Here is a 23,106-nt window from a genome sequence, read left to right on the forward strand (position 1 = left end):
TTATGGAAGTGGCAAGCGCCAAGGGCGGCGTTTTGCCCGCAGAAACGATAATCACCGGCACAGGAGGCCAAAATGACAGTTGCAACCCGTTATGATGCAGTGGATTTATTTGATCAGGTTTTGAATAATATGCTGCGTCCACGTAATTATGAAGCGAATTGCAAAACCCGCGCTGCGGTTGAGGAAGTGCGTTTAATCCGCATGGATGTGGCGGAAACTGATACGGAATATCTGTTGTGGGCGGAATTGCCGGGTGTGAAAAAAGAAGATATTCAAATCGAAATTGAAGGCAAGCAATTGGTGTTGACAGCGCACGGCGCAAAACAGGCGGCGGGGCAAACAGCGCAGGAAAATGCGCAAAATGCAGAAGCGCAAGCACAGCAAAGTGCGCCGGCGCTGCGTCCGCTGCTGTCGGAGCGCTATAGCGGAAAATGGACGCGCCGCCTGCAGTTGCCTGAAGAAATCGATCAGGAACAGGCGCAAGCCAAATATCAGGATGGGGTGCTGGAATTGGTGTTGCCGAAACACAAGCCGAAACTGGCGCGCCGCTTGCAAGTGCTGTAATGATGGCCGGAAAGCGCCGCAGTCAAATGGCGCAATAATGCAGTAAAGCGCAGCTCAGATGAAAGGAGATTTATGCAAATAACACAGGGGCATGAATGAAATGGTATGTTGCGGCAGGCGCAAGCCTGCCGCTTTTTATTTCAATTCACGGTTCAATAGAAAACCGTTGAATTTGAATAAATGCTTTCTCTGATTGATAAAATAAGTGGCGACTATTCAGCCGAATTCAGGCCATCAGAGCAGACAGGGTTGAGCGTAGCGATAATCCTGCATCTGACAGCGCTGGCTCAAAAAAGGAATGAGTGCAAGGGATAAACAAGATGGCTTGCAGAGTTTTAAATACCTTGCAGCAAGTTCTCAGAATAGATGCTGCAACCGTATCTATTCAGCCGTTGCGCCGATAATCCGGCTTTGTATGCGAAGCGGGGCGCAGTTTCACAGTGCTTGTCGAACCACGGTTTTGGTTTAGAGCCGTTCGTGGTGAGCTTGTCGAACCACGGTTTTCCATGATCAACCATGTCCTTCGACAGGCCGAGTACGAACGGTTGCAAGGTTCGGCGCCTCGGCGACTGAATGACCACCTGAAATAATTGTGTTCTGCACGCGGATAGTTATTCCGTTATCAGGTGCAGCCGCTTGGCGCCATTTGCATACACAGGCATGCAAATAGCGGTAACGACGTGTGCTTGCGCAGTCTTGCGGCTAATGCTTGCGCAACACCGTAATCGCCGGCTGCCCCTCATTCATGCCATACAATTGCAGCAGTCCCATGGTGGACGCTGCTTGCGACAACATCTGCTGTTGCTGCTGCGACTGCACTGCGTTTTGCATGCTCAAACCGATGGAATGGGCCAGCGATTGATAAATGTCGCCCATCGCCATGGCCGGCGCCTCGCCCAGCACTTTGACATTGGCTTGCGTAACGGCGTCGGTGATTTGATTATTGACTGCGGTGGGGAAAGCCATTCTGCACTCCTTTCAGGAAGAACTGAGCATGCCGGCTTGCGGCGTCCGGACTTCAGTATAGAAGCCCGGCAGCGCCGCGCAAGTATCACTTTTTCGGCGCGTCCAGCGTGAACGGCAAATCGGCGCGACACTTCACGCCGGAAGGAATTTCATGCTTGGGATTGGGCATTTCGGCATACACCGCAAAGCTGCCCGAAGCGGCGTCAATCACCTTATCCAGCAGTTTAACGGTGGCGCTGTATTGGCCGGTGAGCGGGGCTTCCGGGCTGACTTGCACCTTCATGCCGGCCTTCACCTTGCCAAAGGCGGCCAGCGGCAAAATCACATGAATGCGCAATGGATCAATCTGGGCGATGCGCAAAATCGGCTTTTTTTGCGAGCCGGAAGACGGTTCCACAATTTCACCCGGATACAGCAATTGATCTGTCACCACGCCGGAAAACGGGCTGCGGATGGTGCGCAAATTCAGCAGGCTGCTTTGCTGCTGCCATTCCAATTTGGCTTGTTCGCGGTTTTCTTTGGCCAATAAGACTTCCGCTTCCGCCTGCTTCATCTCGCCTTCGGCGTCATCGCGTTCTTGCGCCGACAGGTAATTGCTGCTTTGCATATCGCGCTTGCGCGTGAATTTCTTTTTGGCGAATTCGAGTTTGCTCTCCGCACTCTTGCCCGGGCCTTGCATTTGCGATTTGTACAAAGCCAGCGCAGTGGCGGCGCTCTCGGCGCGCGCTTCCAGGCTGGCCAGCACTTGTCCCTGGCTGATGCGCTCGCCGCGCTTGACATGCACTTTTTCCAGCAAACCTGTGACTGGTGAGGCGATATCCACCGTTTGCGCCGGCTCAATCAGACAATCAAACACTGCTGCAGCGGAAATCGGTGCGGCAACCATGCCTAAGCTTGCCAGCAAACACAATTTTGTTTTCATACTTTGCTCATATCTTGTTATTTCTTGCGGGGGCGACTTCAGGCGCGCGCAAAGCCGCGCCATCGCGCCAAACGGATGCGCGCTTAAAGCCGTTTCACCACAGTATTTCCGGATTGGCGCGCTTGCCGCGTCGCCATTGCTTAAAAAAGGGCGCACAACAATCCCGGACAAAACGACAGCCTGCACTGGCAGTGAGAATTCATCATATGCGCAAGCAGCAGGCCAGAGCAAGGAAAATCCGGCAAAAACAAATGTGACCCCATGCACAAGATACGCTATTGTGGTGGAAGACAAATGACGTAAAATGCAAAAGATTTTCCCCGGCATACATGGATATTTTTGAGGCCGGCAGGCGTGGCAGGCGCCCTGCGCCAGCGCGTCAGGCAGCGCAGCACCTCCCGTCGCACGAACCATAGGCTACGGCGCCCCTTTTCAAGCACGCCTATGCCCTGAAGAACAGGAGTCAAGCTTGTCGCAATTTACTCTGCCCACCACGCGTCTGGCGCGCTTACTTGCCTGCGCCTTGTTGATCAGCTGCCAGGCGGGACATGCGCAGCAATTGCGCATCAGCGAGGCGCTGCAGATGGCGCGCGCCGGCGACCCTTCCTGGCAAGCTGCGCAAGCTGCGCAAAGCGCCATGGATGAGCGCTTGAAACAGGCCAAGGCGGCCTTGCTGCCGCAGGCCAATATCAGCGCCAATGCGAATGACAACCGGCGTAAATACATTACCCGCAATTCGCCGTTTCCAGCTGCATATGACAATTACGAAAGCAATAGCGTACAGCTGAATATCAATCAGCCGGTCTGGCGCACGGCCAACCGCGCGGCGGTGACGCAAGCCAAAGCCACATTCAACCAGGCGCAATATCAAACCCTGGCAGCGGAACAGGATTTATTGGTGCGTCTGGCGCAAGCCTGGTTTGACTGGATGCTGGCGCGCGATGGGCAATTAGCGGCGCAAGCGCAATTGCAGTTATCTGAATTCCAAATGGCGCAAGCCGAACGCGGTGAAAAAACCGGGCTGACCTCCAATTTGCAGACCGAGGAAGCGCGCATGCATTTGCGCCAGGCCGAGGCGGATTGGAGCGCGGCGCAAGCCGACTATGAGGTGCGCCTGGCGGCTTTGGAGCAAGTCACCGGGCCGCTGCCGGCCAATCTGCAGCCGCCCATGCTGGCGGATGAATACAAGGCGCCGGAATTGAAGCAGGCGCAAATGCGCGAATGGCTGGATATCGCCAATCAGAGCAGCCCGCAGGCGCAGGCCGCGCGTCAGGGCGTGCTGGCGGCGCTGGAAGAAGTGCGCAAGCAGCGCGCCGGACATGAGCCGACGCTGGATTTTGTCGCCACCCTGTCACGCACCCAGCAGGAAGCGGGCGGTTTTCCGGGACAGAATGGCTCCGATGTGCGGCAGCGCAGTTTCGGCTTTCAATTGAATATCCCGCTGTTTGCCGCCGGCAGCGTGAATTCGCGCGTGCGCGAAGCGCTGGCGGCGCGCAGCAAAGCGGAAAGCGAACTCGAAGCGGCGCAGCGCCAGGCGCGCTTAAATACGCGCCAGGCCTGGAATCAGTGGAACGCCAGCAATGCGCGTGAAAACGCCGCCCAGCAAGGGGTGCGCTATTGGACTGAGATGTTAAAAGCCGCCAACACCGGCCAGGCCACCGGTTTGAAATCGGGACAGGATGTCTTGCAAGCGCAGCAACAGTTGTACAACAGTTTGCGCGAATTGCAAAAAGCACGCTACGACCAGGTGACCAGCTATTTGAAGTTGAAGGCGCTGGCCGGCTTATTGCAAGACAGTGATTTGCACGCTTTGGAGCGCTGGTTGATCCCTGGCCGCAATACGCTCGCCGCTGGCGTGCGCTAACAGGAGGCAGCATGAGTTTCAGCACTTGGGGACAAAACGGCGGCGGCAATTGGACGCTGGAGGAAGACGCCGAAGTCTGGCGCACCTTCGCCCAGCCGGACAGCGACCAGGCGTTTTGCCAAGCCTGGCTGTCTTTGCTGTGCCGTCAGCTGCCCGGCGTGGCGGCTGGCGTGGTCTTGCTGCATAGCGATGATGAACACACCTTCACGCCGGCGGCGGTGTGGCCCGATTTCAGTCAGGATTTTTCATTTTTAAGCGAAGTCGCAGAGCGCGCATTGCGTGAAGCGCGCGGTGTGGTGCACTGGCCGGAAGCGGACGCCGGCAGCGAACAGCGCTTGCATGTGGCGTATCCGGTGCATATTGCGCAGCGCGTGGCCGGCGCGGTGGTGCTGGACGTGGCCCCGCGTCCGGAACAGGAAGTGCATGCGCTGCTGCGTCAGGTGCATTGGGGCGTGGCCTGGGTGCATGATTTGCTGCACCGGCGCGAAGCGCGCGCGAATGCCGGCGCCGGCGAGCGCATCGGCAGCGCAATGGAAGTGCTGGCGACCGGTTTGCGCCAAAGCAAGCTGCAACAAACCCTGTTTGAGCTGGCCAACCATATCGCGCGCCAGCTTGGCTGCAGCCGGGTCGGGATCGGCATGGTGCGCGACGGCGCAGCGCGCCTGATGGCGCTGTCGAACGCCGCCTGGTTTGAAAAAGACGCCCCGCTTTCCAAACACTACAAGGCGGCGATGCAAGATGTGGCCGAGCGCGCCGGCCCCATCAGCTGGCAACGCGGTGAAGACGAAGGCGCGCCGCTGCAAGCCAACCATATGCGCTTGGGCAATGAAAGCGGGACAGAGTATGTGCACAGCCAGCCGCTTTTGCTGGGCGCGGCGGTGTTGGCGGTGATCACGCTGGAGCGCGACAAGCCGCTGGTGGATGAAGAGCGCGAATGGCTGGAAACCCTGGCCGTGCTGCTGCCGAATATCATCGAATTGAAACGGCGCGCCGAGCGCAATCACCGCGCCCATCTGGCCGACGATTTGCGCGCGTTTGGCCGCAAACTGTTCGGCCCGCGCCATTTGCTCTTAAAAACCATCGCCAGCGTGCTCGGTTTAACGGTCGCGTTGTCGGTTCTGATTGAAATCGATTACCGGGTCTCGGCCAAAACTGTGATCGAAGGCGAGGTGCAACGTTCGCTGGTGGCGCCATTTGAGGGCTTTGTGGTGGCGAGCCATGTGCGTCCCGGCGACAGTGTGCAGCGCGGGCAGGTGCTGTGCGAGCTGGAAGACCGGGAACTCAAGCTGGAACAGCAAAAGTGGCAGAGCGAGCATGATCAGTACGAACGTAAATTGCGCGAAGCGATGGCCAATCATGAGCTGTCTGAAGTGCGGATTCTGAGCGCTCAGTCACAGCAGGCGCAGGCGCAATTGAATTTGGTGAATGAACGCCTGGCGCGCATCAAGATCAGCGCGCCGTTTGACGGTTTGATTATTTCCGGCGATTTGTCGCAGTTGATCGGTTCACCAGTGGAAACCGGCAAGAAATTGCTGGATATCGCGCCCTTGCAAGCCTATCGCGTGATTTTGCAGGTGGATGAGCGCGAAATGCGGCATATCCGTTTTGGCCAGGAGGGCAAATTGGTGATTTCCGGCCTGGTTGGCGATCCGCTCACTTTCCGCGTCAGCAAGGTCACGCCGGTGGCGAATGCGGCGGACGGCAAAAACTTTTTCCGGGTGGAAGCGCATCTGACGCAAGCCCCGCCCAAATTGCGCCCTGGCATGGAAGGGGTGGGCAAGATCAGCACCGGCAAACAGCGTCTGTGGTGGATTTTGACGCACAGCTTTACTGATTGGCTGCGCATCACGCTGTGGAACTGGCTGCCATGAGCGGCGCTAAAGGATAAACATGGGACAGTCTGTTTTCAGTCAGTCATGGCATCTGGTGGCGCCCTTGAAGCCGCGTCTGCTGTCGCATGCGCGCATTTTTCCGCATCACTATCGCGCTCAGCGCTGGTATGTGCTGCAGGATGTGGCGGGTGGCCGCTTTCACCGCTTAAGCCCGGCGGCATGGGAGTTCATCAACCGCATGGATGGCCGCCAGACTGTGCAACGCATCTGGGATGAAGCGTGCGCCGCCGGCGGGGAGCATGTCCCGGGGCAGGAGGAAATTGTGCAACTGTTGATGCAGTTGTACACCAATGATTTATTGGAATGCGATGTCAACCCGGATGCGGCGGAAATGTTTGCGCGCTATAAAAAGAAGCGCCAGCAAAAATGGCTGCAATGGCTGATGAATCCCTTGAGCGTGAAAATTCCGCTGCTCGATCCCGACCGTTTTTTGCATCATCTGGCCGCCGCCACGCCCTGGCTGTTCCGCCGCAGCGGCTTGATTTTATGGCTGGCGGTGGTCTTGCCGGCCCTGCTGCTGGCAGGCGAACATTGGGGCGAGCTGACCAATAATCTGTCTGACCAGGCGCTTTCCGCCAGCAATCTGCTCTTGCTCACCCTGCTTTATCCGCTGATTAAAGCCTGTCACGAAATCGGACACGGGCTGGCGCTGAAAACCTATGGCGGCGCGGTGCATGAAATGGGCTTGATGTTTTTGGTGTTCGCGCCATCCCCCTATGTCGAGGCGTCCGGGGCTTCGGCGCTGCGTTCCAAATATCAGCGCGCGGTGGTCGGCGCCGCCGGCATGATGGTGGAATTATTTATCGCCGCTATCGCTTTGTATATCTGGCTGAATGTGGAAAGCGGCATGGTGCGCGCGCTTTGCTGGAACACCATGTTTATCGCCGGCGTCTCGACCCTGGTGGTGAATGGCAATCCGCTGATGCGCTATGACGCGTATTACATTCTGTGCGATTTGCTGGAAATACCGAATATGGCGCAGCGCGGTCAGCGCTTTTTAACGCTCTGGTTTGACCGCATCGTGTGCGGCGCGCGCGAGCTGGAGGAAAGCGATGAAAGTAAAAGCGAGCGGCGCTGGCTGGTCGGCTATACCATCACCTCCTGGCTGTACCGCTTTTGGATCACGGTCACGATTATCTTATTCATCGCGGGCGAATTTTTTATCTTTGGCGTGATTCTGGCCCTCATGTCGGCCTTCGGTCTGGTGGTCAAGCCGGCCTGGCAGGGCATCAATCATGTCTTAAACAGTCCGGCTTTGCAGCGCCAGCGCAGCCGCGCCAAGAAAATCACATTTGGCGGCATCGCCCTGATTTTGCTGTTTGTCTGTTTTGTCCCGCTGCCTTTGCGCAGCCAAAGCGAGGGCGTGATCTGGCTGCCGGATGAGGCCATGGTGCGCGCCGGCGACAATGGCAATTTTGTGCGCTGGCTGAGCAAACCCGGCGCAATCGTGCAAGCGGGACAGCCTCTATTGCAGATGGAAGATCCCTTGCTGGCGGCGGAATTGGCGGTGGCTGAAGCGAAAGTGGCGCAAGCGCAGGCGCGTTACGATGTCGAGCATTACCGCAATCCGGCCCAGGCCGGCATTTTGCTGCAGCAGCTGCAATTTGAGCAGCAAAGCCTGCAGCGCGCACGCGAACGGCATGCGCGTCTGCAAGTGCGCGCCGGCGCGCATGGCGTGCTGACTTCGCCGAATGATGTCGATATGCCGGGACAGTATTTCAAGAAAGGCCAGGTGCTGGCGTATATCCTCAAGCCGGAGCGGCTGATTGTGCGCACCGCAGTGCTGCAAGACAATATCGACCTGGTGCGCACGCGCTTAAAAAGCGCCAGCATCCGCATCAGCGATAACCCCGGCGCTGTGTGGGACAGCAAAATTCTGCGGCAAACCCCGCAGGCGCAGGAAGAATTGCCGACTGCTGCGCTGGGCTTGAATGGCGGCGGGCAATTGGCGGTGGACCCGCAAGACCCGAACGGCATGAAATTGCTGGAACGGGTGTTTTTCCTTGATCTGGAAATCCCGCAGCAAGCCGGGGTGCGCACCTTCGGCGCGCGCGTGCATGTGCGTTTTGAGCATCAGGCCGAACCGCTCGCTCTGCAAGGCTGGCGCCGGCTCCGACAACTTTTCTTATCGCGCCTCCATGTCTAATGTCGCCGCCCTGATCAAATTCCGCCAGCCCGAGCTATCCGACGGGCTGTATCTAGAGCGCGCCGATGAACGCGTCTCGCGCCCGGAAAAATTTTTGCGCAAAGCCTATGCGCGCATGCCGCGCAAACGTGCGCCGGGCGCACGCGCCTGGGCCTTGGTGCGCGCCGTGAATGCGCTGGAAGCGCAGATGCAAGCCGCCACTGATGAGGACTTGCGCGCCGCCTTGCAGCAAGCCGGCAGCGCGATGCGTCAGGCCGGTTTCAGCGACGCCCTGTTGGCGCAAGCCTTCGCCGCTGTGCGCGAAGCTTCGCGCCGCATCAATGGCATGCGCCATCACGATGTGCAATTGATCGGCGGCTGGGCCTTGCTGCAGGGACGGATTGCAGAAATGGAGACCGGCGAAGGCAAGACCCTGGTGGCGACGCTGGCGGCCTGTGTCGCCGCCGCCGCTGGCAGCGCGGTGCATGTGATCACAGTGAATGATTATTTAGCGGCGCGCGATGCGGAATTAAACGGCGCGCTGTTCGCTTTTTTCGGTTTTTCCGTCGGCGTCATCAAGGAAGGCATGGAAGCGCAAGAGCGGCGCGCGATTTATCTGCAGGATCTGGTGTATGTGTCGAATAAGGAAATCGTATTCGATTATTTAAAAGACCGCATCGCCGCCGATGACGCCCTGGCCAGTCAGCAGAAAATCCGCAGCCTGTACCGTGGCCGGCAAACAGGCCGCCTGCTGTTGCGCGGTCTGCACCTGGCGATTGTGGATGAGGCTGACAGCATTTTGATTGATGAGGCGCGCACGCCGTTGATCATTTCCGAAACCGTGCCGGATGAGAATGGGCCGGACTTATATAAACAGGCGCTGGCGCTGGCGGAAAAACTGCAGCGCGAAATCCATTTTGATATCAGCATCCACCGCGAAGTCTGGCTCACGCGCGCCGGCGAAGCGTATTTGCGTGAATTGTGTCAGCCGCTCTCAGGAGTGTTTTCCTCGCCATTGTGGCGCCGCGAATTGATCGAAAAAGCGCTTTCCGCGCTATGGTGTTTTGAGCGCGATCAGCATTACATTGTGTTTGATGACAAGGTGCATATCGTGGATGAGTTTTCCGGCCGCGTCATGTCTGACCGCAGTTGGGAACGCGGCTTGCATCAAATGATAGAAGCCAAGGAAAACGTCAGCATCACCGGCGCGCGCCGCACCCTGGCGCGCTTAACGTATCAGCGTTTTATGCGGCGCTATCTGTTTTTATGCGGCATGACCGGCACCGCCGCCGAAGTCGCGCCCGAATTGCGCCATGTGTATGAGCTGGATATTTTAAAAATCCCGACCAATTTGCCTTCCAAACGGCTGCGCGAGCCGGACTTATGCCTGCTCACGCCGCAAGCGCGCTGGGAACGCGTGGTGCAGCGCGCGCGCGCCGTGGCGGACAGTGGACGCGCGGTCTTGATCGGCACGCGCAGCGTGGAAGCGTCCGAACATTTAAGCGCGCTGTTTGCCGCTGCCGGGGTCAGTCACAAGGTGTTGAATGCGCGCCAGGATAAGGAAGAAGCGGACACCGTGGCCCAAGCCGGCCAGCCCGGCCAGATCACCATCGCCACTAATATGGCCGGACGCGGCACCGATATCAAGCTGGCCCCGGAAGTGGCGGAAAAAGGCGGCCTGTTTGTGATTTTGACCGAATTCCACGAATCCGCCCGGGTCGATCGCCAGCTGTTCGGGCGTTGCGCGCGCCAGGGCAATCCGGGCAGCGTGCAAGCCATCGTCTGCCTGCAAGACGATTTATTCAGCCGTTTTGCGCCTTTGCTGCGCGAACTGGCGATCAAGAGCGCCAACAGCGCCGGCGAAGTGCCGCCCTGGATGCTGCGCCGGATTGTCGCCTATGCGCAGAACAACGCTGAGCGCTATAACCTCAAGATCCGCAGCCAGACCATGGCGCATGATGAAAAGCTGCAAGATATGCTGGGTTTCGCCGGGCGTCCGACTTAATGCATCAAACTGGAGGATGTTGGCTTGCATCAGCACGGTGTGGAAATTTCTGATGCCGGGATTGTTTTTCTGCAGCTGTTTCACGGTCGATCTTGCTTATCGCTTGCTCTGGCGCATGGGTGGTTCAAATGCTGCCGGACGCCGGGCTATCGCTGCACTCAACTCAGGCTACATTTTCCGCATCGAATATTACTTAATAGTAATAAATTATTTTAAATTGACAATATGATTTCCGTGGAATTACTCTGTGCCCGCCGCAGCAATACAAGCTGTTATTCAAAACTGTGCTGCGGAGGTTTTTCAACCAATCATATTTCGCGAGTACACAATGAAAAAGATTCAGACTATTGCAGCCCTTTCCGCTCTCGTTTTAGCGGGCGCAGCACAAGCAGCCAGCTTCAACAACACAGCAGGCCTGGCCGGCATCACTTCCTATACGCTGGAAACATTTGATAACGCGGGCGTACCGGATGATACTCTGGCTGGCAATTTATTCGCAGGCTTGAGCTTTGGCCCGAATATTTACATCAGCAATAGCTATATCGGCTCTTTTGCCAACTTCAGCGGCAGTTCGCTGACCAATTTCTACCCTTGCTGTACCGCAATCACCTCGTTTTCTTTTAATTCACAGGTCAAAGCCGCAGCTTTTGCCTTTGTGACCAATCAAGGCACGTCGACTTTTTACGCCAAACTGAACGGCAATGTGGTGGAATCGTTCTCCGCCCCAACTAACACCCAAGGCAATGTGAATTTCTACGGCTTCAGCGGGATTATCTTTGACTCGATTGAAATCCACTCCGGCGGAATCAATAACGCCTATGCACTGGACAATTTGCAAGTTGCCGCCGTGCCTGAAGCAGAAACCTGGGGCATGATGTTGGCCGGCTTGGGCGCACTCGGCTTTATGGCGCGCCGTCGTCAAAGCCAAAAATAATGCATCGCCCGCAAGCATAAGCGCGCTTTTGCTGTCGTTCAAAAACAGGGGATTTCCCCTGTTTTTGCGTTTACCGCCCCGGCAGCTTGCTGCATACAGCCGGCAGGCTGAAGCGCTGCGGCGTGGCGATGATGAAAGCATAAAAAAGCAGGCCGCAGCCTGCTTAGTCACGACAAGATTTACTTACGCTTGGCGCGTTTGCGGCGCAGCGCTGTCAGCGCAAGCAAACCGCCGCCCAGCATCGCCCAGGTTTCGGCTTCCGGCACCGGCGCGGGATGATTGACGCTGCCAAAGACTGAGCTGGTAGCGGACACGGAGCCATATCCATATCTCGCAGTATTATTGCTGAACGTGAATTTGAAATAATGGCTGCTGGAGTCGCCATTATTTTCGCTCCAGGAATGGCTGGCGGAATCCGACATCCATTTGCCATCCACATAGCCGCTGAGGCTCATATACGTATGGGCCATGCTCTCGTCGCCCTTGGTGGCGCTGGCTGCGCCACTGAATGTGCCGAAAATCACCAGCACACTGTGCGGCGTCAGTGAATAGCTGCTGGAGAAGCTGTGCGAAGCAGAATAACCGCCATCGCTGTAGGCATAGCCTTTGCTGGCCAAGCCGGTTGCGGCGCTGCCCCAGGCATACGCGGCCTGATCACCCAGGCTGATGCCGGCGGAAGAAGAATCCTTGCCGCTATTAAAGTCATGTTTGCCAATCCACGGATCATGCGGGCGTACTTGTGCTGAGCTTAAGGAGTTTTGGATATAAAAGTCCACGCCAGCAGTCACGCCATCATCCGGCGCCAGGTCAATTACCTGGTATTGATAAGAAATTGCGGAATTCGACGAGGTGCTTTGCCCATTGTCCGCCATACTGGCGCTGCTGGCGAAGGCCAGTGTGATGCCGGCGATTGTCGAGGTGAAGTGGGAAGTAGTCATATTTGCCTTGTTGTGTCGTTTGTGGAGGGAAATGCAGGTGAGATGTGAGGCGCTGGAAACAGCGGCAGCATCCAATCAAGCATATCATTAGTCAGTAAAAAACACATTCAGCTATAGCTTATAACAGAGTAGCAAACCTCCCAGCGATAAAATTTTGTAATTTTCTTATGATTTCTGGCGGATTCATGGATGCCATGAACACTTGCCATGCGGCGTCCGGCATCTTGCCGCCAGCAGCAAACCCCAATACTGATTATTCGCAGTTGAAAACAAGGATGGGCGAAGCCGATGCAGCTCGCCCTGAGCCTGTCGAAAGGCAGGGTTGATCATGGCTCGACAAGTTCAACCCAGCCTGCGTTTTTTGGCCTGAATTCGGATGAACTGTCACTTTTTTATTCATACATCGGGCGTATTCACATCTCAAGCCCTGTTCCGGCAGCCGGATTAGCACTGCGGACAGCCTGATCATGATCAAACAAGCTGCCGCATGCCGCATGCCGCTGCGCCAAGCCGCCGTTTACGGGATCACATTCCCGAAATAGCTGGCGATTTCCGGCCAGATGTTTTTGATCAAGACACCGGTATTGGTCGCATTCGGGCAATTGCCGATGTGGTGCAAAGCAATCACCTTATGCGATTGGGCGGCGATTACCGGCGAACCGGACGAGCCGCCGGCGGTATCGCATTTATAACCGGTATCCACCCCGCTTTGCGGCACATCGATTTCACACATGCCGCTGCTGTTGACATCGCTGTGCAGCGCCATTTCTTTGGGATTGCCCTGACCGTGCTGCGGAATATAGATGCGCTCGCTTTGTGCGGCGTCGCGCACATCCAGACTCAAATAGCCAAAGCTGCTCACGGCGCTGAAATTGTTCAAGGTGTACAAACTGTAATCCAGCGCTTTGCTGGTTTTCAACATGCTCGAACCGCGCACTTTGATGACGCCGCTTTGTCCCTTCACCCCGCATTTGGTGTTTTGGTAATTGAACCAGATCTCGCTCTTGGAGGGGCCTGCAGCGCCGGAAATGCAGTGGTTATTGGTCAGCATCAGATTTTGCGGGCCGACCCGCCAGGTGGAACAAAAGGCGATGCCGTTAATCAGCATGCGCGCCACCGGCCTGCTCTTGCCATACTCGGTCGGATGGCTGCTGGCGTAGCACACCGCATCGCGCCGCTGATTCGCGCCGCATGTTGAGAAGGGAGAGATTTGCGCCTCCTGCGCACGCATATCGCCGGCCTGATAGTGGTCGATTTTCACGCTGTGCAGGCGCTCATTCCATTTACTGCCCGCCGCCAAATGCACGGTGATGATGGCGCTGTCGCCAAACACCGACATCGCAGAAAAGCGGCGCAATCCATCTTCGCCTTGTTCGCTATCCCAGGTGGCATGGGTATTTTGCCGGCCATCGTAGTGATAGATTTCCTTGCCGTCGCGTGAACTGACGCTGATTTTGGCGCCGGCTGGCAATTTGACATGGGCAAAATGGACTTTGATGAAGTCCGCGCCGGGGTGGCTGATTTCATGGCGGATGGCGTACCCCTTGCGCAAGAGGCCGCCTTGCTCGCGCAGCACATAGCTGTGCGGCGCCAGTGTGACGTCATGCGCATGGGTTTGCGCCACTTGCAGCGGGGCCGGCACAGCAGTGCCCGCGAAGGCTGGCGCAACAGCAAAAGAAAGCGCAAACGCCGCGCATAAGCTGGTGAATTTCATTGTGTTTCCTCAGGTGTGTCACCACAGCCAGACAAATCGCTGGCGGCGGATGTTTTTTATGGGATGTGGCGCAGGACAGGGCAAGCACGCTCGCCGCAACGCCCGGTTTGTGTCTCCTCAAGCCGGGGCCACGCAGATATATTAAGGATGCAAGAATATATTTGCAACAATAGTGAAAATATTGATGCAAATTATTTCATTTATTGTCGTAATTACTACACACCGTGCCTCATGCAGCGCTGCAAGCAGCATCCTTCTCTGTGCGCAGGCGGAATAAGAAAACGGCGCAAGCCCGCCACAGTCCGTCTTGCAAGTCGAACCTGGCGGCTTGCGCCGTCATGTTTTCAGCATCTGCGCAGCGCCCGCAAGGGTTGCTGCGCCGGCCGCTTGATTAAGGAATCACGCCGCCGAAGAAGGTCGAGATTTCCGGCCAGATTTTCTTGACCAGCACACCCTTATTGGTGCAGCCGCCCAGATGGTGCAGCGCAATCACTTTATTGTATTTAGCCGCCAGCACCGGCGAACCGGAGGAGCCGCCAATTGTGTCGCACATATAGCCGGTGTCCACACCGGTGACTGCGATATCAATCGCGCACAGGCCGCCGGTATTTCTGTCGCTGGTGATCGCCAATTCTTTCGGATTGCCCGCGCCATGTTGCGGAATATAGATGCGCTCGCCTTTGACAGCGTCGCGCACATCCAGGCTCAGATAGCCAAAGCCGGAAATCGCATTGAAATTATCCACCGTGAACAGGGTGTAATCGAGCGGGCCGCTGGTTTTCTTCATGCTCGAACCGCGCACCTTGGTGACAGTCCCCAGGCCTTTCACACCGCATTTGGTGTTTTGATAATTGAACCAGACTTCAGAGCCGGTCGTGGCGCTGGAGGTGGAGATGCAATGGTTATTGGTCAGCATCAGATTTTGCGGGCCAACGCGCCAGGTGGTGCACAAGCCGCCACCGGAAATCAAGAGGCGCGCCACCGGTTTGGATTTGCCAAACTCAGTCGGATGGCTGCTGGCGTAACACACAGCATCGCGCCGCTCATTCACGCCGCAAGTGGAGGTCGTGCCCATCTGCTCTTCCGGATTCATATTGCCGGCCAGATAGCTGTCAATTTTGACGGCATGCGCTTGTTCATTCCACTTGCTGCCAGCCGGCAGGTGCAGCTTGATAATGGCGCGGTCGCCAAACACCGACATCGAAGAAAAGCTGGTGCGGCCATCTTCGCCTTTGGCGCTATCCCAGGTGGCGTGATCTTGCTTGCGGCCATCGAAGGTGTACACCTCTTTGCCATCCGGCGAGCTGACAGTCAGCTTGGCGCCAGCCGGCAATTTGAAATGCGAGAAGCGCACTTTGATGAAGTCAGCGCCGGGTTGGCTGACTTCGCGCTGGATCACTTGCGCACGCCGCATCACGCCGGCATTTTCACGCAGTAAATGTACTTCAGGAGCCAGGGACAGATCCGTGGCATGGGTCTTGGCTACTTGCACAGGCTTTGGCAACGCTGCCGCAGCAACTGACTCAACATCCGCAGCGGAGGCGGCAAAAGAGAGCGCCAGCAAGGCGCACAGGCTGGTGAATTTCATTCTGATTCCTTAGATGTGCAACGTCCGCCACGGGGGTGGTTTGGCTGCGTTTGTTTTTGATGGAATGTGGCAAAGGATCCGGCAAGCACGCTCGCCGATTGTCCCCGCTGCTGTCTCCTTCAAAGCGGGGGGCCACACAAGAATACTAAGGAAGCTGAAATCGATTTGCAAGAAATATGTGTATTTTTATGCAAATAATTTTACATTAAGTTTCCAATAAGAAAATAAAATTACAATACGGAAAGCAAACCCGGAAAAATCTGTTTCTATTGCAATTTATGCAATACGCGCAGAGTATGCCGTCTTCCGTGCCGGCTAAACGGTGCGCCAGCCTGCCGCGCTCAAGGCCATGCCCAGCAAGGCGGCGCCGGCCAAGACCCGCAAGGCGCTTTGCGCGCGCACTTGCAAAGCCCACCAGGCCAGCAGCGTCAGGCCGGCGGCCAGCCAATCGGTCTGCGCCAGTCCTTGCCAGCCCTGCGGCCACAGTAAGTGCGCGCCAAATTGCAGGCCGAGCAAGACAATCATGCCAACCACCGCCGCGCTGATCGCGCTGAGCGGGGCTTGCAGTTGCAAGTCGTTGCGGCTGCGTTCAACCAGCGGGCCGCCGGCCAGGATGAAGAGGAAGGAAGGCAAAAAGGTGTACCAGCTGACCAGGCAGGCGGCAAACACGCCGGCGGCCAGCGGGCTGTGGCCCGGCCACATGCGCCACTCCCAGGCGGCGACAAAGCCGACAAAGGCGACGATCATAATCAAGGGGCCGGGCGTGGATTCGCCCAGCGCCAGCCCGTCCATCATGCGGCCCGGCGTCAGCCAGCCCCATTCATGCACCACGCCTTGATACACATAAGGCAGCACGGCATACGCGCCGCCAAAGGTGAGCAGGGCCGCCTTGGTGAAAAACCAGGCCATGCCGGGAAAGGGATGGGACGGGCCGAAATTCAGCGCCAGCAGCAATAAGGGCACGGCCCACAACAGCAGCGCGCACACGACAATCAGGCTCAAACGGCGCCAGCTGTGGCGCGCATGCAGCGGGGTCGGGCTGTGGTCATCAATCAAGGCCGCTTGTGTTGCCGCATCTTTGCTCTGGCTGTGCGCGGCGCCCGCCGGGATCCAGCGCCGGCCCCACCAGCCAAACAGCGCTGCCGCCAGCACAATCAGGGGAAACGGTAAGGCCAGCGCAGCGCTGGCTGTCAAGGAAAACAGCGCCAGCGCGCGCAATGCCGTCGATTTCAAACTGCGGCTGGCAAGACGCCATGCAGCTTGCGCGATCAAGGCCAGCACCGCCGCCTTCACCACATACAGCACGCCAGCCAGCAGCGGCGCCTGGGCATACGCCATATACAGCCAGGACAGCAAAATCAAGATCAAGAGTGAAGGCAGGATAAACAGCGCGCCGGCCAGAATGCCGCCGGGAATGCCATGCATCAGCCAGCCGATATAAGTCGCCAGTTGTTGCGCTTCCGGCCCCGGCAAGACCATGCAATAGTTCAGCGCATGCATGAAGCGGCGCTCGGAAATCCAACGCCGCCGCTCCACCAATTCCTGATGCATCAAGGCGATCTGCCCGGCCGGCCCGCCAAAACTGACCCAGCCGAGTTTGTGCCAAAAGCGCAGCGCTTGTGAAAATGCCGGGGCGGAGGAGGGCTGGGACATGGGGCGCACCTGAACAGGGTTGAGGACGGCGCTATTGTGTCAGTTTTGCAGCGCGGCAAAAAGTCCGTATGCTGTGTTTTTTTCAGCGGGGGAATCTGATGATCTGGTTATTGACCAAATATGCATGCAGCGCCGCGCTGGTGGTGGCGATTTCGGAATTGGCCAAACGCAGCGACCGCCTCGGCGGCTTGCTCGGCGCGCTGCCGCTGGTGACGCTGCTGAGTTTGTGCTGGTTGTATCTGGAAGGGCAGCCGCAGGAAAAGCTGGCGAATCACGCCTGGTACACATTCTGGTATGTGTTGCCGACCTTGCCGATGTTTTTGGCGTTTCCCTGGCTTTTGCGCCAATTCGGTTTCGCCGGCGCGCTGGCCGCCAGTTGTGTCATGAGTATTCTGTGTTTTATTTTATTAGACAGAATTTTGCGCGCCTGGCTGCAAATCAGCTTGTGGTGAGGCTGCGCTTTTCGTTTGAGGATTGGCGCAACATTGCCGCAGGCTGCAATTGCAAGAGGCGCTGCAGTGTGGAGTATGGGGGCTGCCGGCGGTGTTTGCTGGTATTGCCGGTTTGCTGCGATCTGGCAAGTGATGAATAAATTTCCTTTTTAGTGCTTAATGTTTATTTGTATTTAGTTGCGCCGGCTGTGCTCCCGGTATCAACTCCCGTACCCGCTGTCGTAAAAGCCGCGCCACAGTCACGCCACGGGCATGAATTCACACGCCCACAGCGCTGCGGCAGTCGTATAATGCTTGATCCATGTTTCCGGAAATATCAGTCTTTCCTGCTGGAAATATCCAGTCTATTTGAAGAGTCCTGCCCATGCCATTGATACTGCGCGTTACCTCATATCGCAAGCAAGCGCCTCTTGCACCGATCGAAAAGGCCTTTGATCCGCTCGGCGGTACGATCGGGCGTGGCGCGAACAATGATTTGATCTTGCCGGACGACTCCAAATTCATCTCCCGCACCCATTGCCGCATCGATTTCGTCAGCGGCGCCTTCCATCTTTCCGATCAGGGCAGCAATCCTGTGTTTGTGAACGGGCGTTCGGTGGGCAATGGCAAGCAAGTGCGCCTGGGACACGGCGACTTGATCGATATCGGCGAATACCAATTGCAAGCCGCGTTGAGCGATAACGCCAGCGTGACGCCGGGGCCGGTCGCGATGCCGGCGGCGCCGGCCAATTTACATCCCGGTCTGGCGTTTGAGTCAATCGCGCCGCCGGTCGCCGCGCCTGCTGCGGGCGGCGGATTTGCGCCGAATCTGGGCGGTCATCAGGGCGGTTTTTCCGGCAGTAATAATACCCAGGCTATTCATCTCGGCTCGACCGACAACACCGCCGGCGCGCTCGACACCCTGGCGGCTTCAAATATTTTAAATGTGGGCGGCAATCTGGGCGGCCCCAGCGCTGGACGCGATCCGCTGCAGCTGGGCGGCGCCATGGGCGGCGGCGCGCCTTTGGGCGACCCGCTGTTCGGCAGCGCGCCGGCGCCGCGCCCCGGTGCGTATCAGGGTTCTGAGCAAGACCATTTGCCGGCCCACCATATGCCGATGCCGCAAATCAAGCCCTTGTTGCCGGATGACTTTGATTTGCTGGGGCCATCGCCCAGCCCCTTGCCGGCGCCTGCTGCGCCAGCGTTTAAACCGGCTCCGGCCCCGTTTTTGCCGGATGATTTTGACTTGCTCGGCCCGCCGCCCTCGGCCACCAATCCGCTGCTGGCGCCCGCGCCGGCGCCCAGCATGTCGCCGGCCCCGGCGCTGTCGGCTGATTTTGATCCGCTCAAACCGGCTGCCGCGCCTGCCGCAGTGGCGGGCGGCGGCGCAGGCGGTTTGCCGGCCAATTTTGATCCGCTGGAAGGCTTGGGCGGGCCGGCGCCGGCGGCGTTGCCGGCCGATTTCAACCCATTGGCGCAAGCCCCGGCGCCGGCGCCTGCTGGCGCCGGGCTGGCGGCGGACTTCAACCCGCTGGCCCCTGCGCCGGCGGCGGCTGGCCTGGGTTTGCCGGCGGATTTCAATCCACTGGCGCAGGCAGGAGCGGGCCTGGGGGCAGATTTCAATCCTTTGGCGCCGGCCGCCGCGCCGTCGCCGGCGCACGCTGCAGGCATGCAAATTCCGCTGCCCGGCGGGGGCCGCAATGTGCAGCGCGCAACCGAGCTTGGCTTGAATACCGGCAGCTTCCAGGCGCAACAATTGGCGGCCCAGGTCGCGGCCCATGCGCCGGCCCCGGTTCCGGTTCCAGCGCCAATTCCTGTGTCAATTCCTGCCCCGGTTCCGGCGCCAATTCCAGCCCCGGTTCCAGCCCCGGTTCCGGCGCCAATTCCAGCGCCAATTCCGGCCCCGATTCCAGTCCCGGTACCCGTGCCGGTGCCTGTGCCTGTGCCGGTTCCCGTGCCAGTCCCGACGCCAGCCGCCGGCGGCAATGATGCCGAAGTGATGGCGGCACTGCTGCGCGGTTTGCGTTTGCAGGATTTGCAAACCAAGCACACCTCGCCGGAAGTGGCGGAAATGGTCGGCGCCATGTTGCGCGAAGCGGTGGATGGCGCGATGGCTGTGCTGGCCGCGCGCACCATGACCAAGCGCGCCGCGAATATCGAATCGACCATGCTGGCCAGCAAGGGCAATAATCCGATGAAATTCATTCCTGACCCGGATGATGCGCTGCGCCAGATGCTGACCAATGCCTATGCCGGCTTTTTACCCGGCGTGAAGGCGATGAATGACGCTTTTGCCGATTTGCGCGCGCATGAATTGGCCACCATGGCCGGCATTCGCGCTGCGCTGGCCGGGGTGCTGGCGCGCTTTGATCCGGCGGCGATTGAAGCGCGCCTGGCTGAGCCGAGTGTGATGGACAAAGTGCTGGCCTCCAGCCGCAAAGCCAAGATGTGGGATCGCATGGTCGAGATGTATAAGCAGATGAGCAATGAGGCGGAAGACGATTTCCAGCGCCTGTTCGGCGAAACCTTTGCGCGCGCGTATGAGGAGCAAACCGAACGCATGCGCCAGAGCAAGAAAAACTGAGTCCGCGCCGGCGCAGCGCTGTTGCGCCGGCCCACCGCATAGCAAGCCTGGCGCGGCCACGTTGCGCCGCCGGGCATTAGAGAAAAGAGTGAGGAAGAATGTCCAGGAACAGCAAAATCGTTTGGTCTGAGGGGATGTTTTTACAACCCCAGCATTTTCAGCAGCATGACCGCTATTTGCAAAACAGCCTTGAAATCCGCACCGGCCAGTTGCGTCCCTATGCCTGGGGCTTTACCGAGCTGACGATTGACGAATCGCAACTCGGCCTGGGCAAATTGGCCTTGAGCACGGCGCGCGGCGTGATGCCGGACGGCACGCCATTCAATATGCCGGCGGATGATGATTTGCCGCCGCCGATTGATCTGCCGCCGGAAGCGCGCGGCGCGCTGGTGGTGTTAGCGCTGCCGATCAGACGGCCTGGCGTGCCGGAGACCTGGAATGAAGATTCGCTCGACAATTTCGCGCGTTATCGCACCCAGGAAGTGGAAGTGCGCGACTCCAACGGGCAGGATAATCACACCCATTTGCAAGTCGGCAAGCTGCGCTTCCGGCTGGCGCTGGAAACCGAAGTCAAAAACGCCTATTCCAGTCTGGGCGTGGCGCGCGTGGTGGAGCGTCAGGCGGATAACCGCATTCAGCTGGAGCTGGAATATTACCCGCCTTGCCTGGATTACCGCATCGTCAAGCGCCTGGCCGCCTTAACCGATGAAATGCTGGGCATGCTCAAGCAGCGCGCCGACACCATCGCCGCGCGCTTGAACCAGCCCGGCATCACCGGCGCGGCGGAAATCGCCGACTTTTTGATGCTGCAATTGATCAACCGTTTTGAACCGCTGTTTTTCCATCTGTGCAAATCCAGCGGTCAGCACCCGGAAACCCTGTATCAGGCGGCGGTGCAATTGGCGGGCGAAATGGCGACTTTCGGCGCGCAAAACAAGCGCTGCCGCACTTATCCCGAATATCAGCATGACAAGCTGGCGGCAGTGTTTGCGCCGGTGTTTGAAGATCTGCGCCGCTATCTCTCGATTGTGATGGATGCGCATGCGGTGCAAATCAAACTCGAAGAGCGCAACCACGGCATCCGCGTGGCGCAAGTGCCGGACACCGAGTTGCTCAAATCCGCCGCCTTTGTGCTGGCGGTCAGTTCGCAGCAGCCGGCGGAAACCGTGCGCACCTATTTCCCGCAGCACGTCAAAATCGGCCCGATTGAAAAAATCCGCGATCTGGTCAATCTGCAGTTGCCGGGCATTGGCTTGCGCGCGCTGGCGGTGGCGCCGCGCCAACTGCCTTTCCACGCCGGCTTTACGTATTTTGAATTGGATCGCGGCAGCGAGTTTTGGAAGATGCTGACCGCTGCCGGTTTCGCCATGCACGTCGCCGGCGATTTTCCGGGTTTGCAAATGGAATTCTGGGCGATCCGGCGCTAGACGTCTGCCGGGCTTGGGAGACGCGCCGCGAAATTCAGCCGGGCGCAAATAGATTTTGCCGGCTTTGCAGCAGCTTGTTCCAAGTCTGACAGGTTTTTTGGTGGATCGCAGTGTTAACAGATAAAGCGCATGCAGCGCACAAGGTAGAACAAAGTGAGTAATCAACATCCTTTCCCGGGCGGCAACCATGACCCCGAAGGCACGGTGATGATTCCATCGCCGGGCGGACGGCGTTCCGGCGCGCCCGCCGCCGCCGCATCCAATGCGCGCGGCCCCGCGCCTGACGCCGGCAATATCCGCCTGCACGGCATGGGTTTGAATCCCCTGCTCAAAGCCGCCAATCCTTTATTGGCCCTGGTGCTGCCGCTGCGCCATATGCACGCCTATTCCAATCTGGATGAATTGCGCGCGCAATTGATCCAGGCCATGCGCAATTTTGAAGCCGAGGCGCGCGATCAGCGGGTTGACCCCGATTCCATCGCCGCCGCGCGCTATGCGCTGTGCACGTTTTTGGATGAGACGATTTCCTCCACCCCCTGGGGCGGCAATAATGTCTGGTCCAGCCGCAGCTTGCTGGTGGTGTTCCACAACGAGGCCTTCGGCGGTGAGAAATTCTTCCTCATCATGCAACGCCTGGCGCAAGATCCGAAAACCCATGTGAATGTGCTGGAGCTGATGTACGTCTGTCTCTCGCTTGGCATGGAGGGGCGTTACCGCGTGATCGAAAATGGCCGCATGCAGCTCGAATCGCTGCGCGAGCGCTTGCAGCAAATGATTCAGCAGCAGCGCGCGCCGCTGGAAAGCGATCTGTCGCCACGCTGGCGCGGGGTGATCACGCAAAGCAAAACCGGCTTGCGCGTGGTGCCGCTGTGGGTGATTGCGGCAGTGGTGTTTGCGCTGGTCTTGATTACGCAGATGATCATGATTTTCATGCTCAACCGCAATTCCGATCCGGTGTTTACCGGCTTGAATAAGCTCAAACTTGACACCGTGGTGGCGCAGCCCGCGCCGCCGCCGCCGCCGGCCAAGCCGATTGTGCGCTTAGCCGGTTTCCTCGAAGATGAAATCGCCAAAAAAACCGTGGATGTGGATGAAAACGCGCAACGCTCGATTGTCACGATTCGCGGCGATGGTCTGTTCAAATCCGGCAGCGCGGAATTGATGCCGGAGTTTAACGGTTTGATGCAGCGCATCGGCGACGCCCTGCGCACCGTGCCGGGCAAGGTCGTGGTGGTGGGACATACCGATGACCAGAAGCCGGGCGCGTTTGCGCGTTATCCCTCGAATTACGATTTGTCCAAAGCGCGTGCGCAAACCGTGCTGGATAAATTGAAAGAGCGCAGCGGCGCGCCGGAGCGCTACAGCGTGGAAGCCAAGGGTGACGCCGAGCCTTTGGTGAAAAACGATACGCCGGCCGGGCGTGCGCGCAACCGGCGCGTGGACATCATCGTGCAAACTCCGGCGGGCAAATAAGCCGCCCTCGCAACTGAGAAGCTGAC

At 58.2% G+C, this 23,106-nt stretch carries 17 protein-coding genes; 10 read left to right on the forward strand and 7 right to left on the reverse strand.

All coding sequences use genetic code 11. The features are described 5' to 3' along the window. The first annotated feature begins 72 nt into the window (after window positions 1-72). Window positions 73-564 (forward strand): Hsp20/alpha crystallin family protein, encoded by a 492-nt coding sequence (locus V8J88_RS00590; RefSeq protein ID WP_338847201.1) that lies wholly within the window; start codon window positions 73-75, stop codon window positions 562-564. 335 nt (window positions 565-899) lie between these two features. Here V8J88_RS00590 and V8J88_RS00595 read toward each other — a convergent pair whose 3' ends face one another. From V8J88_RS00595 to V8J88_RS00605, 3 genes are all read right to left on the reverse strand, one after another. Further along, the gene (locus V8J88_RS00595) at window positions 900-1,115 is read right to left on the reverse strand and encodes a hypothetical protein (protein WP_338847202.1); all 216 of its coding nucleotides are present in this window, start codon (window positions 1,113-1,115) and stop codon (window positions 900-902) included. A gap of 151 nt (window positions 1,116-1,266) precedes the next feature. Beyond that, window positions 1,267-1,530, reverse strand: coding sequence for a RebB family R body protein (locus tag V8J88_RS00600; RefSeq protein ID WP_338847203.1), 264 nt, complete (start codon window positions 1,528-1,530; stop codon window positions 1,267-1,269). A gap of 85 nt (window positions 1,531-1,615) precedes the next feature. Next, the gene (locus tag V8J88_RS00605) at window positions 1,616-2,452 is read right to left on the reverse strand and encodes an efflux RND transporter periplasmic adaptor subunit (protein WP_338847204.1); all 837 of its coding nucleotides are present in this window, start codon (window positions 2,450-2,452) and stop codon (window positions 1,616-1,618) included. 469 nt (window positions 2,453-2,921) lie between these two features. Between V8J88_RS00605 and V8J88_RS00610 the strand changes: the two genes are divergently transcribed. The 5 genes from V8J88_RS00610 to V8J88_RS00630 all read left to right on the forward strand — a co-directional run bounded on the left by V8J88_RS00610 (window position 2,922) and on the right by V8J88_RS00630 (window position 11,272). After that, window positions 2,922-4,316, forward strand: a complete 1,395-nt coding sequence (locus V8J88_RS00610; RefSeq protein ID WP_338847205.1) for a TolC family outer membrane protein — start codon at window positions 2,922-2,924, stop codon at window positions 4,314-4,316. A gap of 11 nt (window positions 4,317-4,327) precedes the next feature. Beyond that, window positions 4,328-6,187 carry an efflux RND transporter periplasmic adaptor subunit gene (locus tag V8J88_RS00615; protein ID WP_338847206.1) on the forward strand — a complete coding sequence of 620 codons (1,860 nt, stop codon included), beginning with the start codon at window positions 4,328-4,330 and terminating at the stop codon, window positions 6,185-6,187. Window positions 6,188-6,206: 19 nt separating this feature from the next. Beyond that, window positions 6,207-8,354 carry an HlyD family efflux transporter periplasmic adaptor subunit gene (locus tag V8J88_RS00620; protein ID WP_338847207.1) on the forward strand — a complete coding sequence of 716 codons (2,148 nt, stop codon included), beginning with the start codon at window positions 6,207-6,209 and terminating at the stop codon, window positions 8,352-8,354. Continuing rightward, window positions 8,347-10,338, forward strand: coding sequence for a prepilin peptidase (locus V8J88_RS00625; protein ID WP_338847208.1), 1,992 nt, complete (start codon window positions 8,347-8,349; stop codon window positions 10,336-10,338). The genes V8J88_RS00620 and V8J88_RS00625 overlap by 8 nt, the downstream gene beginning before the upstream one ends. 247 nt (window positions 10,339-10,585) lie before the next feature. Next, window positions 10,586-11,272 carry a PEP-CTERM sorting domain-containing protein gene (locus tag V8J88_RS00630; RefSeq protein ID WP_338847209.1) on the forward strand — a complete coding sequence of 229 codons (687 nt, stop codon included), beginning with the start codon at window positions 10,586-10,588 and terminating at the stop codon, window positions 11,270-11,272. A gap of 179 nt (window positions 11,273-11,451) precedes the next feature. On the opposite strand, the gene V8J88_RS00635 is transcribed toward V8J88_RS00630, so the two are convergent. The 4 genes from V8J88_RS00635 to chrA all read right to left on the reverse strand — a co-directional run bounded on the left by V8J88_RS00635 (window position 11,452) and on the right by chrA (window position 17,165). After that, window positions 11,452-12,210, reverse strand: coding sequence for a PEP-CTERM sorting domain-containing protein (locus tag V8J88_RS00635; protein WP_338847210.1), 759 nt, complete (start codon window positions 12,208-12,210; stop codon window positions 11,452-11,454). Window positions 12,211-12,727: 517 nt separating this feature from the next. After that, complete coding sequence (locus V8J88_RS00640) at window positions 12,728-13,924, reverse strand: serine protease (RefSeq protein WP_338847211.1); 1,197 nt, start codon at window positions 13,922-13,924, stop codon at window positions 12,728-12,730. Between the two features lie 391 nt (window positions 13,925-14,315). Continuing rightward, window positions 14,316-15,512 (reverse strand): serine protease, encoded by a 1,197-nt coding sequence (locus V8J88_RS00645; protein WP_338847212.1) that lies wholly within the window; start codon window positions 15,510-15,512, stop codon window positions 14,316-14,318. A gap of 315 nt (window positions 15,513-15,827) precedes the next feature. Next, on the reverse strand, window positions 15,828-17,165 hold the full coding sequence (gene chrA, locus V8J88_RS00650) for a chromate efflux transporter (protein WP_338847213.1): 1,338 nt from the start codon (window positions 17,163-17,165) through the stop codon (window positions 15,828-15,830). 98 nt (window positions 17,166-17,263) lie between these two features. On the opposite strand from chrA, the gene V8J88_RS00655 reads away from it, so the two are divergent. The 4 genes from V8J88_RS00655 to icmH all read left to right on the forward strand — a co-directional run bounded on the left by V8J88_RS00655 (window position 17,264) and on the right by icmH (window position 23,080). Then, window positions 17,264-17,617, forward strand: a complete 354-nt coding sequence (locus tag V8J88_RS00655) for a DUF3147 family protein (protein WP_338847214.1) — start codon at window positions 17,264-17,266, stop codon at window positions 17,615-17,617. Window positions 17,618-17,981: 364 nt separating this feature from the next. Further along, entirely contained in the window at window positions 17,982-20,180 is a 2,199-nt protein-coding gene (gene tagH / locus V8J88_RS00660) for a type VI secretion system-associated FHA domain protein TagH (protein ID WP_338847215.1), read from the forward strand. 98 nt (window positions 20,181-20,278) lie between these two features. Beyond that, window positions 20,279-21,607: a type VI secretion system baseplate subunit TssK gene (gene tssK, locus V8J88_RS00665; protein WP_338847216.1), complete on the forward strand. Its 1,329-nt coding sequence runs from the start codon at window positions 20,279-20,281 to the stop codon at window positions 21,605-21,607. A 153-nt stretch (window positions 21,608-21,760) separates the two neighbouring features. Further along, complete coding sequence (gene icmH, locus V8J88_RS00670) at window positions 21,761-23,080, forward strand: type IVB secretion system protein IcmH/DotU (RefSeq protein WP_338847217.1); 1,320 nt, start codon at window positions 21,761-21,763, stop codon at window positions 23,078-23,080. Window positions 23,081-23,106 lie beyond the last annotated feature (26 nt).

The sequence above is a fragment of the Massilia sp. W12 genome, from assembly GCF_037300705.1.
Taxonomy (GTDB): Bacteria; Pseudomonadota; Gammaproteobacteria; order Burkholderiales; family Burkholderiaceae_D; genus JACPVY01.